Annotated in this window: 14 protein-coding genes; 9 read left to right on the plus strand and 5 right to left on the minus strand. The window is 60.5% G+C overall.

Translation table 11 applies throughout. The features are described 5' to 3' along the window. Nucleotides 1-118: 118 nt before the first annotated feature. From mqo to D7241_RS19480, 3 genes are all read right to left on the minus strand, one after another. Nucleotides 119-1,630: a malate dehydrogenase (quinone) gene (gene mqo / locus D7241_RS19470; RefSeq protein ID WP_408102887.1), complete on the minus strand. Its 1,512-nt coding sequence runs from the start codon at nucleotides 1,628-1,630 to the stop codon at nucleotides 119-121. A gap of 311 nt (nucleotides 1,631-1,941) precedes the next feature. Next, nucleotides 1,942-2,229 (minus strand): PA4642 family protein, encoded by a 288-nt coding sequence (locus D7241_RS19475; protein WP_408102888.1) that lies wholly within the window; start codon nucleotides 2,227-2,229, stop codon nucleotides 1,942-1,944. A gap of 337 nt (nucleotides 2,230-2,566) precedes the next feature. Further along, nucleotides 2,567-3,478 (minus strand): SDR family oxidoreductase, encoded by a 912-nt coding sequence (locus tag D7241_RS19480; RefSeq protein WP_408102889.1) that lies wholly within the window; start codon nucleotides 3,476-3,478, stop codon nucleotides 2,567-2,569. Nucleotides 3,479-4,208: 730 nt separating this feature from the next. Between D7241_RS19480 and D7241_RS19485 the strand changes: the two genes are divergently transcribed. The 5 genes from D7241_RS19485 (at nucleotide 4,209) to D7241_RS19505 (ending at nucleotide 8,837) form a co-directional block, all read left to right on the plus strand. Continuing rightward, nucleotides 4,209-4,796: a TIGR00730 family Rossman fold protein gene (locus D7241_RS19485; protein WP_408102890.1), complete on the plus strand. Its 588-nt coding sequence runs from the start codon at nucleotides 4,209-4,211 to the stop codon at nucleotides 4,794-4,796. 469 nt (nucleotides 4,797-5,265) lie between these two features. After that, nucleotides 5,266-5,751, plus strand: coding sequence for a DUF2726 domain-containing protein (locus D7241_RS19490; protein ID WP_408102891.1), 486 nt, complete (start codon nucleotides 5,266-5,268; stop codon nucleotides 5,749-5,751). A gap of 105 nt (nucleotides 5,752-5,856) precedes the next feature. Then, nucleotides 5,857-6,879 (plus strand): DUF5924 family protein, encoded by a 1,023-nt coding sequence (locus D7241_RS19495; RefSeq protein WP_408102892.1) that lies wholly within the window; start codon nucleotides 5,857-5,859, stop codon nucleotides 6,877-6,879. Nucleotides 6,880-6,944: 65 nt separating this feature from the next. Continuing rightward, entirely contained in the window at nucleotides 6,945-7,472 is a 528-nt protein-coding gene (locus tag D7241_RS19500; RefSeq protein ID WP_408102893.1) for an MgtC/SapB family protein, read from the plus strand. Nucleotides 7,473-7,514: 42 nt separating this feature from the next. Then, nucleotides 7,515-8,837, plus strand: coding sequence for a PQQ-dependent sugar dehydrogenase (locus tag D7241_RS19505; RefSeq protein WP_408102894.1), 1,323 nt, complete (start codon nucleotides 7,515-7,517; stop codon nucleotides 8,835-8,837). 118 nt (nucleotides 8,838-8,955) lie between these two features. Here D7241_RS19505 and sfsA read toward each other — a convergent pair whose 3' ends face one another. Both sfsA and D7241_RS19515 read right to left on the minus strand, forming a co-directional pair. Continuing rightward, the gene (sfsA, locus tag D7241_RS19510) at nucleotides 8,956-9,663 is read right to left on the minus strand and encodes a DNA/RNA nuclease SfsA (protein ID WP_408102895.1); all 708 of its coding nucleotides are present in this window, start codon (nucleotides 9,661-9,663) and stop codon (nucleotides 8,956-8,958) included. Beyond that, complete coding sequence (locus D7241_RS19515; protein WP_408102896.1) at nucleotides 9,663-10,835, minus strand: pyridoxal phosphate-dependent aminotransferase; 1,173 nt, start codon at nucleotides 10,833-10,835, stop codon at nucleotides 9,663-9,665. The genes sfsA and D7241_RS19515 overlap by 1 nt, the downstream gene beginning before the upstream one ends. 192 nt (nucleotides 10,836-11,027) lie before the next feature. On the opposite strand from D7241_RS19515, the gene dksA reads away from it, so the two are divergent. From dksA to D7241_RS19535, 4 genes are all read left to right on the plus strand, one after another. Further along, nucleotides 11,028-11,471, plus strand: a complete 444-nt coding sequence (dksA, locus tag D7241_RS19520; RefSeq protein ID WP_408102897.1) for an RNA polymerase-binding protein DksA — start codon at nucleotides 11,028-11,030, stop codon at nucleotides 11,469-11,471. Nucleotides 11,472-11,564: 93 nt separating this feature from the next. Next, a complete protein-coding gene (gluQRS, locus tag D7241_RS19525) occupies nucleotides 11,565-12,467 on the plus strand; it encodes a tRNA glutamyl-Q(34) synthetase GluQRS (protein WP_408102898.1) in 903 nt (300 codons plus the stop codon). 103 nt (nucleotides 12,468-12,570) lie between these two features. Then, entirely contained in the window at nucleotides 12,571-12,747 is a 177-nt protein-coding gene (locus D7241_RS19530) for a hypothetical protein (RefSeq protein ID WP_003095129.1), read from the plus strand. Further along, nucleotides 12,731-15,685 (plus strand): sensor histidine kinase, encoded by a 2,955-nt coding sequence (locus tag D7241_RS19535; RefSeq protein ID WP_408102899.1) that lies wholly within the window; start codon nucleotides 12,731-12,733, stop codon nucleotides 15,683-15,685. Before D7241_RS19530 ends, D7241_RS19535 begins: the two co-directional genes overlap by 17 nt. Nucleotides 15,686-15,843 lie beyond the last annotated feature (158 nt).

The raw sequence follows: 15,843 nt of genomic DNA on the forward strand, positions 1-15,843 counted from the left end.
TTCCGTTCATTGCACTGACACGCAGGCCTGAGATAAACGCCGGAATTCTGAACCCATAAAAAAGCCGCGCGGCTCATGACAAGCAGCGCGGCTTCCAATAACGCAAATCAAGCCAGACTTACTCAGTCAGCCCCAGACGCTTATCGACCACGGCGACGACTTCGCGGTAGGCCGCTGCGTCGGTTTCCAGAACCTTCTCGCGGGCCGGGAAAATTTCGCCGAGCTTGCTGCTCCACGCCGCGCTCTTCGCCTGCTCAGAAAAGCAGCGCTCGATCAAATCAAGCATGATCGAAACGGTCACCGAAGCGCCTGGCGAGGCACCCAACAACGCAGCGATGGACCCGTCCTTGGCTGACACCAGCTCGGTGCCGAACTGCAGGATGCCGCCTTTTTTCGGATCCTTCTTGATGATTTGCACGCGCTGACCGGCCACTTCCAGGCGCCAGTCGTCGGCCTTGGCCTCCGGATAGAAGCCGCGCAGGGTTTCCAGCCGATCGCTCATGGATTGCCGCACTTCCTTGATCAGGTAGCGGGTCAGATCCATGTTGTCGCGCGCCACGGCCAGCATCGGCTTGAGGTTGCCCGGCCGGATCGACATCGGCAGATCGAGCGGCGAGCCGTGCTTCAGGAACTTGGTGGTAAAGCCCGCGTACGGTCCGAACAGCAGCGACTTCTTGCCATCCACTACACGCGTGTCCAGATGCGGCACGGACATCGGCGGAGCCCCTACGGCCGCCAGGCTGTAGACCTTGGCCTGGTGCTGCTTGACGATTTCCGGATTGTCACAGCGCAGCCACTGGCCACTGACCGGGAAGCCGCCGTAGCCCTTGCCTTCCTCGATATCGGACATCTGCAGCAGAGGCAACGCCGCGCCGCCGGCACCGAGGAAGACGAAACCGGCATCGATTTCACGACTACTGCCATCACGGGTGTTCTTGATTTCCACGCGCCAGCCTTTGCCGTTGCGCGCAAGGCCGGTGACCTTCTGGAAATAGGACATCTTCACGCCCGGCTTGGCTGCCAGGTACACCAGCATCTGTCGGGTCAGCTCACCGAAATTGACGTCGGTGCCGTTCATGGCGCGAGTCGCGGCAATCGGCTCGTCGGCGGGGCGGCCCGGCATCATCAGCGGCATCCACTCTTCCATCGTGGCGCGGTCTTCGCTGTAGACCATGTCTTCGAAGGCGTGATGAACCTTCAACGCCTCGAACCGGCGCTTAAGGAAATCGATGTTCTTTTCGCCGCGAACGAAGCTCAGGTGCGGCACGGCATTGAGGAAGTCTTTGGGGCTGCCGAAGCCTTCGCGACCGGTCAGATAGGCCCAGAACTGCTTGGACACTTCGAACTGGGTGTTGATGGTGACGGCTTTCTTGATGTCGATTGGGCCGTTCTTGTTGTCCGGCGTGTAGTTCAGTTCACAGAGCCCGGCGTGGCCGGTGCCAGCGTTGTTCCAGGGATTCGAGCTTTCAACGGCCCCGGACTCCTGCAGTTCGACGATCTCCAGCTTGATGTTGGGATCGAGTTCCTTGAGCAGGACTGCCAGGGTCGCACTCATGATGCCGGCTCCCACCAGCACCATATCCACGGCTTCGCTATCGTGTTGCGCCATTAACGCGTTCTCCAGAATCACAGCATTAAACTGTCACGACCGCAGTACGCGATCGTGTAGAACCACCAGCCAGGCGACTAGAAACGGAGGAGGGTTTCTAAACCGCTGCTCGGGCTTGTGCCCGAAGGCAGGCACCCCATGGTGTCTGCCCGCTGTCGGAAGAACGGCTTTTGGCCTTCCTCCCTCTCGCTCCGAAGCTCCCGGAGCAGGGCGATAAGCCTGGGCTCTACGGGACACGTGCAGCGAGAAAAACCAGTGTGGCTGCCAATCGCTCAGCCGGTCCAAACGGTGTCGCCTGCATCGGCAGCAATTCACCGATGCGAATGTAGTCGTTAGCTGCGAGCGGCCCGGATCAACTCAATATAGGGCTCAGCCTGGCGTTGATCGGCGATCAGCGCAACGAAGTCCTGCCCCTTGGCATCCTTCGCATTCAGGTCGTACCCGGCTTCGACAAAGAAACCTAGAAAGCGCTCGAAATCATCGACGCGCAAACCGCGATAAGCCTTGATCAACTTGTGTAATGCCGGCGGCGTATCGTCCGTAGGCTCAGGCTCAAGAAACAATTTGATCGACTCGTCGGAGATCTCTTCACCGACCACCTTTTTCTTGTCTTTACGCATGTCCACTCCAGTCGACGAGCCTTACGGGGGCGGCAGTTTACTCCGCAGGACGAACGCACTCAACGCACCAGGCTCGCTTGCGACCAAGGTCTTACACGAAAATGGCGATTTGCCGGCTACGGCTGGCCAAGACAGCGCTGTGCAGCTCGGCCTGTGCCTAACTGGCGCTCGCGCACGCAGGGTATCTCACATGAACTTTCCATCCTTGTTCGCGCCTGGCCATGTGCAGGACCTGGCCCAGGCGCGGACCAGGGCCCTGGACTGTTGCCGAAGACAGCGACGACAGCGCCGGGAGCGCACTGACGTTTCCGACGCCCTATCGCAGCGTTTGCCGAGCTTAGCCGGCGTACTTCTGCAAATTGGCCATCATTTCCTTCAACGCTTCCATGTTGTCGGCTGGATGCGAGGCGTTTTCGAAGTTGCAGATTTTCGTCCAGTTGGCGGCTACATCTTCGGCATCGAAGCCCGTATTCGGGTCGAAACCGGCGCCTAGGCTACGCTCCCATCGCACCTTGCCCATCCAGCCGCCGCCCACTTCGAACAGGCCGGAGGTTTCCTGACATTGCTCGCTCGCCAGAAACACCACCAGCGGGCTCACCAACTCGGGCTTGAGCTGCTCGAAGACCTGCGGCGGAATCAGCCCTTCGGTCATGCGGGTACCGCCGGTAGGTGCGATGGCGTTGACCAGGATGTTGTTCTTGCGGCCTTCCAGCGCCAGGGTGCGGGTCAGGCCATAGAGACCAAGCTTGGCCATGCCGTAGTTCGATTGGCCGAAGTTGCCGTAAATGCCGGATGTGGAAGCCGTGAAAATCACCCGACCATACGCCTGCTCACGCATGTGCGGCCAGGCGGCGCGGGTGACTTTGTAGGCGCCTTCGACATGCACCCGGTAGACCAGATCCCAGTCGGCGTCTTCCATCTTGTGAAAGGTCTTGTCGCGCAGAATGCCGGCGTTGTTCACCACTACATCGATGCGGCCGAAGCTGTCCAAGGCATGCTGCACGATCTTCTCGCCATCGGTAACGGAGTCGTGGTTGGCCACGGCCGTGCCGCCAGCTGCGCGGATTTCTTCCACCACGCGATCGGCAGCCGAGCTGTTGGCGCCTTCGCCCTGAGCGCTACCACCGAGATCGTTGACCACCACCTTGGCGCCATGACGGGCGAACAGTAGCGCATGGGCGCGGCCGAGACCGCCACCAGCGCCAGTCACGATCACAACCTTGTCTTCGAAGCGGATGGCTTCACTCATTTGGAATTCCTCCAGCGGATGTTGTTATAAGGTGCAGCGAGTGTCGGCGAGGCCAACCCGGCTCACAATCAAAGGGCCGCGACTGAATGCCCCGGCATAACGCTGCGGGATGATGACCCGCTCCGTCCAGATTGGGTCGGCGCGATCGGCAGCGCGCAGACTGTCATGGCGATTCGAGTGATTATTTTTCGTTCAGCGCCCTGACACGCAGTCGCAGCGGACCTTAATGTCCCGTTTCCCCATGTTATACACAGACCATTCCACAGCTTTACTGAATAACTAAAACCAGTTGGCCAGAACTGGGCATTTTTTAGGCCCCAATTTTTAACCGAAATTTCAATAACTTATGGCGTTAATTCGCTCTGCTCAAAAAACGCTCACTAACCGAAGCGCCAGCGTCGACGCGGCTCCAGGCAAGGCGTCAAGAGGTTATCCACAGACCTTTGCACCATAATCGGGGATGATTTTCATATCTCCGCTGAAAGCTATCGTTGCCATATCTACAAGCTAAGAGCCGCAGGCGAAGCGGAGGCATAACCTGTCGCCTATCTAGGAGTCAGCGCAGGAGTGCCGTAATGCCCAGCTTCGATTTGTTCCGGATGTTATTTGCCAATTACGCCCTGGCCGCGGGCGGTGCCTGCATCGAATACCTGGAATATTGATCCGATCCGCTTGGCCGTAATCCGCGCCGGGAGGTAACCTTTCGACCATTCAACTGACGGAGTGGATGATGTCCCTGCGATCGATCTGCGTATTCTGCGGCGCCAGCACTGGCCTCAACCCCGCCTATCAAAAGGCAGCTATCGCGCTTGGCCAGACCCTGGCGGCGAATGACATCAGGCTGATTTACGGCGGCGGAGCGGTTGGCCTGATGGGGGTCGTTGCAGACGCCACCATGGCCGCTGGAGGCGAGGTGATCGGCATTATTCCGCAGAGCCTGAAAGACAAGGAAATCGGCCATCCAGGGCTGACCCGGCTGGAAGTGGTCGATGGAATGCACGCCCGCAAGGCGCGTATGGCCGAACTCTCCGATGCGTTCATTGCGCTGCCGGGCGGCCTCGGCACATTGGAGGAACTGTTTGAAGTCTGGACCTGGGGGCAACTCGGTTATCACAGCAAACCGCTCGGCCTACTCGACGTAAATCAGTTTTACAGCAAGCTTAGCCAGTTCCTTGACCACCTCGTGGATGAGGGCTTCGTGCGGGCGCAGCAACGCGGCATGCTTCAGCGCAGCGAGTCACCACAAGCGCTGCTACAAATGCTGAACGATTGGCAACCCAGTACGGAAACCCGGTGGGGCGTCCACCCTTCGGCCTGAAGCATCATTGATATCGAACGGTCAGGTGGACAAAAATCGTACAACTGACCGCAGCCCAACACCTATGGGACTCGCCCAACGTTCGCTGAACGTTATCCACAGGACTCTTCACAGCAATCGTGGATAACTGTTTTTGCACGCCGCCAGCGTTGGGTATTCCTTTTTAAATCAACGAATAACACCTTGCATCAAGATCGTTGTTATGCCCACAAGCGAAGCGATGCAGAGTTGAACAAACGTTAACCAAACGATGCAAACCTTAGTACTGCATGGCCCCCAACGGTTGATCCCAAGCTTATCCACAGAACGGCGCACAGATAAACGGGATAACTACTCCTCGTATGAAAGCGAACTCCCCTTCCGCCACCGAATCCAATATCGACGTTCAAAATCTGGAGCTGCCCATGCGTGTCCGACCCGACACTATCGCAACCCGAGCTCTGCCACCGGCCGAGCGGGACGATGTGAAATGACGGCTTTTCTCGGATTGGTGCTCGTGGCCTTCGTCTGCTTCGCCCTGGTCTTCTATATCAAGCAGCGGCAATTCAATCATCCCGCCCTGCGCATGCCCTATCAGCTGAAGCGGCCGTTCTTTCAACCGGCCGAACGGGAACTGTTTGTATTGTTGCAACAGGCGGCGGATGACGACCACGTGATCCTGAGCAAAGTGCGTGTCGCTGACGTGGTCGAGGTCACGGCGATACCCCGGCGAGCGCCCTGGTACCAGGCATCCAACCGGATCTCGGCGGCTCGTTTCGATTTTCTCCTGTGCGACCGGCAGACGCTGGACCTGCTCTGCGCCATCGAGATGGAGCAGGCAACCGAAGCCAACGCCTTCCTCGATGACCTTTGCCAGACCATCGGCTTGCCGCTGGTGCGCCTGACGCCCGAAACGGCGCGCTCCTATGGCGAGATACGCACCGCCATCGATCACGCCATTGCGGCCGTGTCGTAACCACGCTACCGCCTTGCCCGCCGAGCGCATAATTGGCAAACACCGAATGCCAACCAGCGTGCAGCCTGGCGCCTTTTCGGAGAGAACCTTCAACGTGACCTCGATATGCCGCTGAAATCCCGGCTTTCCGCCCTTTGCGATCTGACCTCGCGCCTAATCCGCCGCTACCCGGGCACTGTCGCCCTGTTCGGCTTCTGTTCGGGTATCGCCAGCTTCGTACTGGTGGAGCGCCAAGCAGGCCTCGCCAAAGTCATCGCCGCGGTGATGCTGGTCAGTTGGCTCTGGCTGATGCTGGAAAATAGCCTGCGCCGCAGCCTGGAGCGCTGGTTCGGCTGGAAAGTGCCACGACCGCTGTTGCGCTACGTCACCCAGATGGTGCATCAGGAAAGCCTGTTCTTCATCATCCCGTTCTTCTTCATCACCACCACCTGGAACAGTGGCCAATCCGTGTTCACGGTGATGCTGGGCGTCGCTGCGCTGATCTCGCTGGTCGACCCGCTGTACTACAAATGGTTGGCGCCGCGACGCTGGATTTATCTGGCCTTCCACGCGCTGACTCTGTTCGCCGTACTGCTGACGGCGCTACCGATCATCTTTCATCTGTCGACGCCGCAGAGTTATCTGTGGGCGCTGGGTATCGCCGTGGTGCTGGCGTTACCGAGTCTCAGCGGGTTGCTCCGGACATGGAACTGGAAGAGCCTGATCGCGGTTCCGCTGCTTGCAATAGTCGTCGGGCTGGCGGGCTGGATGGGACGCACCTGGGTGCCACCAGCGACCCTGTGGCTGACCGACGTAGCGGTGACCATGAGCATGGACGATGCCTCGCGCGAACCTGGCAATCGCCTGCGTCAGCTGACCAGCGCAGAGCTGCGCACCAATGGGCTCTATGCGTTCACCGCGATCAACGCACCGCGCGGCCTGAAGGAACGCATCTACCATGAATGGATGCACAACGGCCGGCGCGTCGACCGCATTCCGCTGGACATCAATGGCGGCCGCGAAGCGGGTTATCGCGCCTGGACTCACAAGCGCAACTTCCCCGACGACGCGCAAGGCAAGTGGCGTGTCAGGGTCATGACCGAGGCCGGACAGATGATTGGCATGCTGCGCTTCGAGGTTGTCGAGTGAACCGCCTGGCGCGCCATGACTCGAACGCCAGACAGCCGCAATCGCGGCGCTAGCCGGAGGTGATCATGGAATGGTGGGAGATACTGGGCCGCACCGTCGCGTCAGAATTTTCCGACCTTCCCGACCTCGAGCATGCGATCCGCGTGTCGGTACGGCTGCTGTTAGCCGCGGTACTCGGCGGCGTGCTTGGTTACGAGCGTGAATACAAAGGCAAGGCGGCAGGATTACGAACGCACATGCTGGTGTCGCTGGGCGCCGCGCTGTTCGTGCTGGTGCCGCTGGAAGGTGGCATGCCGCTCGCGGATGTATCACGGGTAATGCAAGGCATCATCACCGGCATCGGCTTCTTGGGCGCAGGCACCATACTCAAGGGAAATTCTATTCAGGATGTCAAAGGCCTGACCACAGCCGCAGGCATCTGGCTCACCGCTGCCATTGGCGTCGCTGCAGGGCTCGGCCACGAAGCCACGGCCGTGCTCACAACGTTCTTCGCACTGGTGATATTTCTGCTTATGCCGCGACTGGAACAACACGCCGCCACGGCTTCGCAGGATGACGACAAACAAGGCCGCGACCGCGAACAGGGCCCATGATTCGAGCGCGGCGCCCTATTCAGACATATGCAGGAGTCGCCCATGCTACGCCACTATGCCTATCTGATTACTGCGTCGTCCCTCGTGCTCGGCCTTACCGGGTGCGGCGCTACCGCCAAAGTCCCGGTGGAGGCAGGTTACGGGCCGGACCCTATACTTCCGGCGCCCGAAAAATCGCTGATCCCAACCGTCAATATCGCCGAAGCTACCGGTTGGCCTGACGGGGCAGCGCCGCAAGCCGCGCCCGGCTTGCATGTCGAGGCGTTCGCGCGCGATCTCGATCATCCACGCTGGCTCTATGTGCTGCCCAATGGCGACGTCTTGGTCGCCGAAAGCGATGCGCCGCCCAAGCCTGAAGACGGCAAGGGCATTCGCGGCTGGATCATGAAAAAGGTAATGGCACGCGCCGGCTCCGGCGGCGAAAGCGCCAACCGCATTACCCTGCTGCGCGACAAGGACGGTGATGGGACGCCGGAAAAGCGTACAGCCTTTCTTGAAGGGCTGAATTCGCCGTTCGGCATGGCACTGGTCAGAGACCAACTCTATGTCGCCAATACCGACGCGCTGGTGCGTTTCCCGTACGAGGAAGGCGCCACTCGCATCGAGGGCCAGGGTGAAAAGGTTGTCGACCTGCCCGCTGGGCCGATCAATCATCACTGGACCAAGAACGTGATCGCCAGCCAGGACGGCTCGCGCCTGTATGTCACCAGCGGCTCGAACAGCAACGTCGCCGAAAACGGCATGGCGGCTGAGGAGAATCGCGCGGCGATCCTCGAAGTCGACCCGCAGAAGAAGACGTTGCGCCTGTTCGCTTCGGGCTTGCGCAACCCCAACGGGCTGGCCTGGCAGCCCGACAGTGGCGCGCTCTGGACCACAGTGAACGAACGCGACGAGATCGGCAGCGATCTGGTCCCGGACTACATGACCTCGGTAGAGGACGGCGGCTTCTACGGCTGGCCCTATAGCTATTACGGCCAGCATGTCGACGAGCGCGTCAAACCGCAGCGACCGGATCTGGTTGCCGAAGCACTGGTCCCCGATTACGCCCTCGGCGCCCACACCGCCTCGCTGGGATTGGCATTTTACGAAGGCTCGCTGCTGCCGGAGCGTTACCGCAACGGTGCGTTCATCGGCCAGCATGGTTCTTGGAACCGCAAACCCCGAAGCGGCTATAAGGTGATTTTCGTACCGTTCAAAAACGGCGAGCCGGACGGCCATGCGCAAGACGTTCTGACCGGTTTCCTCAATGAGGAAGAGCAAGCCATGGGCCGCCCGGTCGGCGTCGCCGTCGACAAGACTGGCGCGCTGCTGGTCGCCGATGACGTTGGTGACGTGATCTGGCGCGTGACGCCAAGCGGCGGCTGAACGGCCTCGTAGGAGCAAGCTGCTGGCGATCCGAAGGGCATCCATTCATCCGCCACACCTGATCGCGAGCAAGCTCGCTCCTACCTGTTTCCGTGCGGCCTGATGAGCCCCTGCTCGCTCAAACAATCACCGGCAGCCGTCGCGTCAGGCGGATTTCTTCGGGTGAAATCTCGACACCATAGGCCAGCACCTCGACGCCCGCCTCTACTGCATCACGCAATGCGGCGGCATACAGCGGATCGATCTCGCTCGCCGGTCGCACGGCCTCGACCCCGGATAGATTCACGCAATACAGCTGCACCGCTTGCACACCGTCGCGCGCCAAGGCCGCCAGTTCGCGCAGATGGCGTGCTCCGCGAGTGGTCACCGCGTCGGGAAACGCCGCCACAGCGGTATCACCAAAGCCAAGCGTCACGCTCTTGACCTCGACGAATGCCGGGCCGTGCGGATAATCCAGGCGGAAGTCCACCCGGCTGTTCTCGACGCCGTAGGCCACCTCCCGCTTGAGCGCGGTGAAACCCGCCAATTCTTCAATCACACCCGCCAGCAGCGCTTCTTCGACGAGTCGATTGGCCCTCGCCGTGTTGACGCAGGCCAGGCGGCCCTGAGGTGTTTCGACCAGCTCCCAGGTACCGGGCAGCTTGCGCTTCGGGTCACTGCTGCGCTGGAACCAGACCCGCGCGCCTTCGCCCATGCAATTGAGCATCGACCCGGTGTTTGGACAGTGGATGCACAGGTGCTCACCAGCCTCGGTAACGATATCGGCCAGAAAGCGTTTGTAACGCCGGACCAGTCGGCCCCGCTCCAGGGGCATCGTAAAGCGCATCAGCCTTTCCAGCTCTGCAAGCCACGCGCGATGCGCTCGACCGCCTGCTCCAGCCGGGGTAGATCCTGCGTATAGGCGAAGCGCACGTGATGCCCAGCTTGGTAGCGACCGAAGTCGAGGCCCGGCGTAATCGCCACGAATTGGGTTTCCAACATATGCTGGCAAAAGGCATAGGCATCGCCGCCAAAGGCGCTGATATCGGCGTACAAATAGAACGCACCTTCGGGCTCCACGGCGATGCCGAAACCGAGCTCACGCAAGGCCGGCAACAGAAAATCGCGACGACGAGCGAACTCGGCTCGGCGCGACTCGAGTATTTCCAGCGTCGCCGGCTCGAAGCAGGCCAATGCGGCGTGCTGCGCCATGGTCGGAGCGCTGATGTAAAGGTTCTGCGCCAGCTTTTCCAATTCCGGCACCGCCTCTTCTGGAGCCACCAACCAGCCGAGGCGCCAGCCGGTCATGCCGAAGTACTTGGAAAAACTGTTGAGCACGAAGGCGTCGTCATCCACCTCAAGTACGCTGGCGGCATCGGTGCCGTAGGTCAGGCCGTGATAGATCTCGTCCACCACCAGATGTCCGCCACGGCCCTTCAGCGCTACAGAAAGGCTCGCCAGTTCATCCCGGGTCAACAATGTGCCGGTGGGGTTGGCTGGCGAGGCAACCAGAGCGCCCACACTGTCTTTGTCCCAATAGCGCTCGACCAGATCGGCCGTTAATTGATAGCGCACATCGGGGCCAACCGGCACCAGCTGGGCGGCACCTTCGATCAGACGCAAGAAATGCCGGTTACAGGGATAGCCAGGATCAGCCAGTAGCCAGTGCTTACCGGGATCGACCAGCAAACTGCTGGCAAGCAGCAGCGCACCAGATCCACCGGGAGTAATCAGTACGCGTTCGGGGTCAATAGACAGTTGATAGCGCTGCTCGTAGAAACCGGCAATTGCCTCACGCAGCTGCGGCAGCCCTCGGGCGGCGGTGTAGCGGGTATGGCCTGCAGCGAGAGCAGCCTGACCAGCCGCGACGATGGGCTCGGCGGTGGTGAAGTCCGGCTCGCCGATTTCCAGGTGAATGACATCATGTCCCGATGCTTGCAACTCGTTGGCCCGGGCCAGCAATGCCATGACATGAAAGGGTTCGATTGCACGGCTACGCGCGCTATATGACGAGGTCATCTGACCTTCCTGATGAGTACAAAACGTGAATTCTACCGAAGGTCCCTCTGACACCGCAGCCACCGTGATATTCGGGAGTAGCGCACCCCGATACGATCTGGTAAGTTCGCCCGCTTGCAGCCGCAGGGCCGGCACGGGCCGGCAGAGGGATTCACTATCCTGCGCAATGGACATAGCGAGAGGCGTTCATCCATGCCCATTACCAAAACGACACCTAACAACCAATTGATTCGCGCCTTCGTGCCCTATAAGGAATCCAAGGGCGAGGAATACATGAGCGACAATATGCGCGCTCATTTCACCGGCATCCTCAACAAGTGGAAGCTGGAACTGATGGAAGAAGTCGATCGTACCGTGCATCACATGCAGGACGAAGCGGCCAACTTCCCCGATCCAGCCGACCGTGCCAGCCAGGAAGAAGAATTCAGCCTGGAACTGCGTGCCCGCGACCGCGAGCGCAAACTGATCAAGAAGATCGACGAGACGCTGCAACTGATCGAAGACAACGAATACGGCTGGTGCGATTCGTGTGGCGTCGAGATCGGCATCCGCCGTCTTGAAGCCCGCCCCACCGCCACGCTGTGCATCGACTGCAAGACGCTGGCGGAGATCAAGGAAAAGCAGATCGGTTCCTGATCCCGAACGGGGCGCTTCGGCGCCCCGCTTCATTTCAGCTCTCGCACGCCCGCAGCATCCCGCCTCGCTGATTTTCACCCGAGCCGGCCCGCCATGCCCTCATCCAATTCCGATACGCCGCCTTATGTTGGTCGCTTCGCGCCCACCCCAAGCGGATACCTGCATTTCGGCTCGCTGATCGCGGCGCTCGCCTCTTATCTAGATGCACGCTCTGTCGGTGGCCGCTGGCTGTTGCGTATGGAAGACCTCGACCCGCCACGCGAAATGCCCGGTGCGCAAGACGCCATCTTGCAAGCGCTGGAAGCCTACGGCTTCGAATGGGATGGAAAGATGGTGCGCCAGAGCGAGCGGCTGGACCTCTACAACGCCATAATCGAACGTCTCTGGCAAGCTGGCGACGCCTATGCCTGCGATTGCTCGCGCAAGCAACTGCAACCCTTCGCCGGACCGTATCCCGGATTTTGCCGTGACGCCGGGCGAGACGTAGAGGGCTCCGCCATTCGCTTGCGCGTGCCGGACCGGGAATACAGCTTCATTGACCGGGTACAAGGCGAGTTCCGTCAGCTCCTGGACCAAGACGTTGGTGACTTCGTCATCCGCCGTCGCGACGGGCTTATCGCCTATCAGTTGGCGGTGGTACTCGATGACGCCTGGCAGGGAGTGACCGACATCGTGCGCGGTGCCGACCTGCTCGATTCGACACCGCGCCAACTGTATGTGCAGCAATTGCTCGGCCTACCACAACCGCGTTATCTGCACGTCCCGCTGATTATCCAGCCTGACGGTCATAAACTGGGCAAGCGTTACCGCTCCCCACCGTTGCAACCGCACGAGGCCACTCCGCTCTTGCTTCGAGCGCTGCGTGCCCTCGGTCAGCCGACCACAATCGAACTGAACGACGCATTACCCGACGAGATACTGACCTGGGCGACCGCCCGCTGGAACGCCGAGCGTATCCCGCGTTGCCGTACGCTGGCCGAGGCGCAACTGCGCTAGACGAGCTCATGCCTGGTGGCCAGCAGTGGCATGGCGCCTGGACCTGCTATAGGCTTGGCGCCGCTTCCTTTACCATCCGCCTACTTCCGACACGAGTTCCAGCATGTACATTTACCGACTGGTGCTGCTCCTGGTGGTGGGGATCTATCTGTTTTCCCCCGCGATCATGGACTGGTGGATCGATCCCAACGGCGCCTGGTACCGGCCCTACCTGTTGTGGCTGATCCTCATCGTGGTGACCTTCATCCTTCAGAGTCAGCGCGATGCAGACGAGCTTTAGCCTCAGCCATCTGATCCTGATCAGCGTCGCCTATCTGTTGATGCTGTTCGGGGTTGCGTGGGTCAGCGAACGCGGGCTGATCCCGCGCTGGGTGATCCGTCATCCGCTGACCTACACCCTGTCTCTCGGCGTCTACGCCAGTGCCTGGGCGTTCTACGGCACCGTCGGGCTGGCTTATCAGTACGGCTATGGATTTCTAGCCACCTACCTCGGCGTGTGCGGCGCGTTTTTGCTGGCGCCAGTGCTGCTTTATCCGATCCTGCGCATCACCCGTACTTACCAGCTGGCTTCGCTGGCAGATTTGTTCGCCTTCCGCTTCCGTAGCACCTGGAGCGGCGCGCTGACCACCATCGTAATGCTGATCGGCATGTTGCCATTACTGGCGTTGCAGATTCAGGCGGTGGCCGACGCCATTGGCATCCTCACCCTCGAGCCGCTGCAGGAGCGGGTGGCGCTGGGTTATTGCGTGATGATCATGCTTTTCACCATTCTCTTCGGCGCTCGACATATCGCTACGCGGGAGAAACATGAGGGGCTGGTGTTCGCCATTGCCTTCGAGTCGGTAGTCAAACTGCTGACCTTCGGCGCCATTGGCCTGTATGCGCTGTATGCCGTGTTCGGCGGCCCACATCAGTTGGAAATCTGGCTGCTGCAGAACCAGTCAGCGCTGCAGGCACTGCATACGCCACTGCAGGAAGGCCCCTGGCGAACCCTGTTGCTGGTGTTCTTCGCCTCGGCCATCGTCATGCCGCACATGTATCACATGACGTTCACCGAAAACCTCAACCCGCGTGCCCTGGTCAGCGCCAGCTGGGGTTTGCCACTGTATTTATTGCTGATGAGCCTGGCCGTACCGCTAATTCTCTGGGCGGGCCTCAAGCTCGGCGTCAGCACCAATCCAGAGTACTTCACCCTCGGTCTGGGCATCACGGCGCAGAGCGAGGCACTGACACTTGTGGCCTTCGTTGGTGGGCTTTCCGCTTCCAGCGGGCTGATCATCGTCAGTACCTTGGCGTTGTCTGGAATGGCACTCAACCACCTGGTGTTACCGCTCTATCAGCCGCCTACCGAAGGCAACATCTATCGCTGGCTGAAATGGACCCGACGCAGCCTGATCCTGGCGATCATCATGGCCGGTTACGGTTTCTACCTCCTGCTGGGGGCGGAACAGGACCTGTCCAACCTGGGCATCGTTGCCTTCGTCGCCACGCTGCAGTTCCTGCCTGGTGTGCTCTCGGTGCTCTACTGGCCGACCGCCAACCGCCGTGGCTATATCGTCGGACTGCTGGCGGGAATCGCCGTCTGGGTCGTAACGATGCTATTGCCGCTGGTAGGCAATCTCGACGGCTTCTACATCCCGTTTCTCAACGTCGTCTACGTGCTTGACGACACTAGCTGGCACTTGGCGGCAATCGCCTCGCTGGCAATCAACGTCCTGGCATTCTCACTGTTCTCGCTGTTCACCGAAACTAGCGCCGAGGAGCAGGCCGCAGCCGAAGCCTGCGCCGTGGAGAACGTGCGCCGACCACAACGACGCGAACTGGCAGCCGGCTCGCCGCAGGAATTCGCCACCCAGCTAGCCAAACCGCTGGGTGCCAAGACCGCACAGCGCGAAGTGGAACAGGCCCTGCGAGACCTACAGCTACCCTTCGATGAGCATCGCCCCTATGCCCTGCGCCGGCTGCGCGACCGCATCGAGGCGAACCTGTCGGGCCTCATGGGCCCGAGCGTTGCGCAGGATATCGTCGAGAATTTTCTGTCTTACAAGAACGGCGCGGATGGTTACGTCACCGAAGACATTCACTTCATCGAAAGCCGCCTGGAGGAATACCACTCGCGCCTGACCGGCCTTGCCGCAGAACTCGATGCGCTACGCCGCTATCACCGCCAGACGCTACAGGAGCTGCCGATGGGCGTCTGCTCGCTGGCCAAGGACCAGGAAATTTTGATGTGGAACCGTGCGCTGGAAGAACTCACCGAGATTCCAGCACTGCAAGTGGTTGGTTCGCGTCTGCCTACCATCGCCGAGCCTTGGCAGAGCCTGCTGATGGATTTCATCGAGCAAAGCGACGAGCATCTACATAAGCAGCGATTGCAACTGGATGGCCACAGCCGCTGCCTGAATCTACACAAGGCGGCCATCGCCGAGCCGCTGGCGCCTGGTAACAGCGGCCTGGTCCTGTTGATCGAAGACCTCACCGAAACCCAGCAACTGGAAGACCGCCTGGTTCACTCCGAACGCCTGGCCAGTATCGGCCGGCTGGCCGCCGGAGTCGCCCATGAGATCGGCAACCCGATCACTGGCATTGCCTGCCTGGCGCAAAACCTGCGAGAAGAGCGCGAAGCCGACAGTGAAATCAGTGAAATCAGCAACCAGATCGTGGAACAGACCAAGCGCGTCTCGCGGATCGTCCAATCGCTGATGAGCTTCGCCCATGCCGGGGGACGGCAGCAGGATCTGTACCCGGTAAGTCTGGCCGAGGTCACGCAGGATGCGATCGCCCTACTCTCACTCAACCGGCACGGCACCGAGGTTCGTTTCTTCAACCTCTGCGACCCAGACCATCTTGCTGAAGGCGATCCGCAACGCCTCGCACAGGTGCTGATCAATCTGCTGTCCAACGCCCGCGACGCCTCGGAGCCCGGCGGTGCGATTCGTGTGCGTAGCGAGGTGTCCGAGCAGACCGCATATCTCATCGTCGAAGACGAAGGTAGCGGAATCCCGCAGTCGATTCAGGACCGTCTGTTCGAGCCCTTCTTCACTACTAAAGACCCCGGCGAAGGCACGGGGCTGGGCCTCGCGCTGGTCTATTCGATCGTGGAAGAGCATTATGGCCAGATCGATATCGACAGCCCGGCAGACCCGGAGACCCAACGCGGCACCCGCTTGCGCATCACCCTGCCGCGGTATGTCGAGGCAACAAATGCCACTGATTGACGAGGCGAGCAGCGTTTTCGCCTGCTATTGGCCGTGAACGACACCGCATGCAATTGGCCAGGCAGAGCCTTACAAAGGGTCAGCCCGCATGCGCTGGCGCCCCGGGACAAGCTTTGCTCCGCGCCATGCCCCACCGGCCTGTAACCGCCTCCAGACCG

It is taken from the genome of Stutzerimonas sp. VN223-3 (assembly GCF_045999685.1).
Taxonomy (GTDB): domain Bacteria; phylum Pseudomonadota; class Gammaproteobacteria; order Pseudomonadales; family Pseudomonadaceae; genus Stutzerimonas; species Stutzerimonas stutzeri_AR.

Excerpts from the sequence above, each read along its gene's own strand:
- D7241_RS19475 (WP_408102888.1), bottom strand. The coding sequence starts at position 2,229 with ATGCGTAAAGACAAGAAAAAGGTGGTCGGTGAAGAGATCTCCGACGAG.
- D7241_RS19480 (WP_408102889.1), bottom strand. The coding sequence starts at position 3,478 with ATGAGTGAAGCCATCCGCTTCGAAGACAAGGTTGTGATCGTGACTGGC.
- D7241_RS19485 (WP_408102890.1), top strand. The coding sequence starts at position 4,209 with ATGTCCCTGCGATCGATCTGCGTATTCTGCGGCGCCAGCACTGGCCTC.
- D7241_RS19490 (WP_408102891.1), top strand. The coding sequence starts at position 5,266 with ATGACGGCTTTTCTCGGATTGGTGCTCGTGGCCTTCGTCTGCTTCGCC.
- D7241_RS19495 (WP_408102892.1), top strand. The coding sequence starts at position 5,857 with ATGCCGCTGAAATCCCGGCTTTCCGCCCTTTGCGATCTGACCTCGCGC.
- D7241_RS19500 (WP_408102893.1), top strand. The coding sequence starts at position 6,945 with ATGGAATGGTGGGAGATACTGGGCCGCACCGTCGCGTCAGAATTTTCC.
- D7241_RS19505 (WP_408102894.1), top strand. The coding sequence starts at position 7,515 with ATGCTACGCCACTATGCCTATCTGATTACTGCGTCGTCCCTCGTGCTC.
- sfsA (WP_408102895.1), bottom strand. The coding sequence starts at position 9,663 with ATGCGCTTTACGATGCCCCTGGAGCGGGGCCGACTGGTCCGGCGTTAC.
- D7241_RS19515 (WP_408102896.1), bottom strand. The coding sequence starts at position 10,835 with ATGACCTCGTCATATAGCGCGCGTAGCCGTGCAATCGAACCCTTTCAT.
- dksA (WP_408102897.1), top strand. The coding sequence starts at position 11,028 with ATGCCCATTACCAAAACGACACCTAACAACCAATTGATTCGCGCCTTC.
- gluQRS (WP_408102898.1), top strand. The coding sequence starts at position 11,565 with ATGCCCTCATCCAATTCCGATACGCCGCCTTATGTTGGTCGCTTCGCG.
- D7241_RS19530 (WP_003095129.1), top strand. The coding sequence starts at position 12,571 with ATGTACATTTACCGACTGGTGCTGCTCCTGGTGGTGGGGATCTATCTG.
- D7241_RS19535 (WP_408102899.1), top strand. The coding sequence starts at position 12,731 with ATGCAGACGAGCTTTAGCCTCAGCCATCTGATCCTGATCAGCGTCGCC.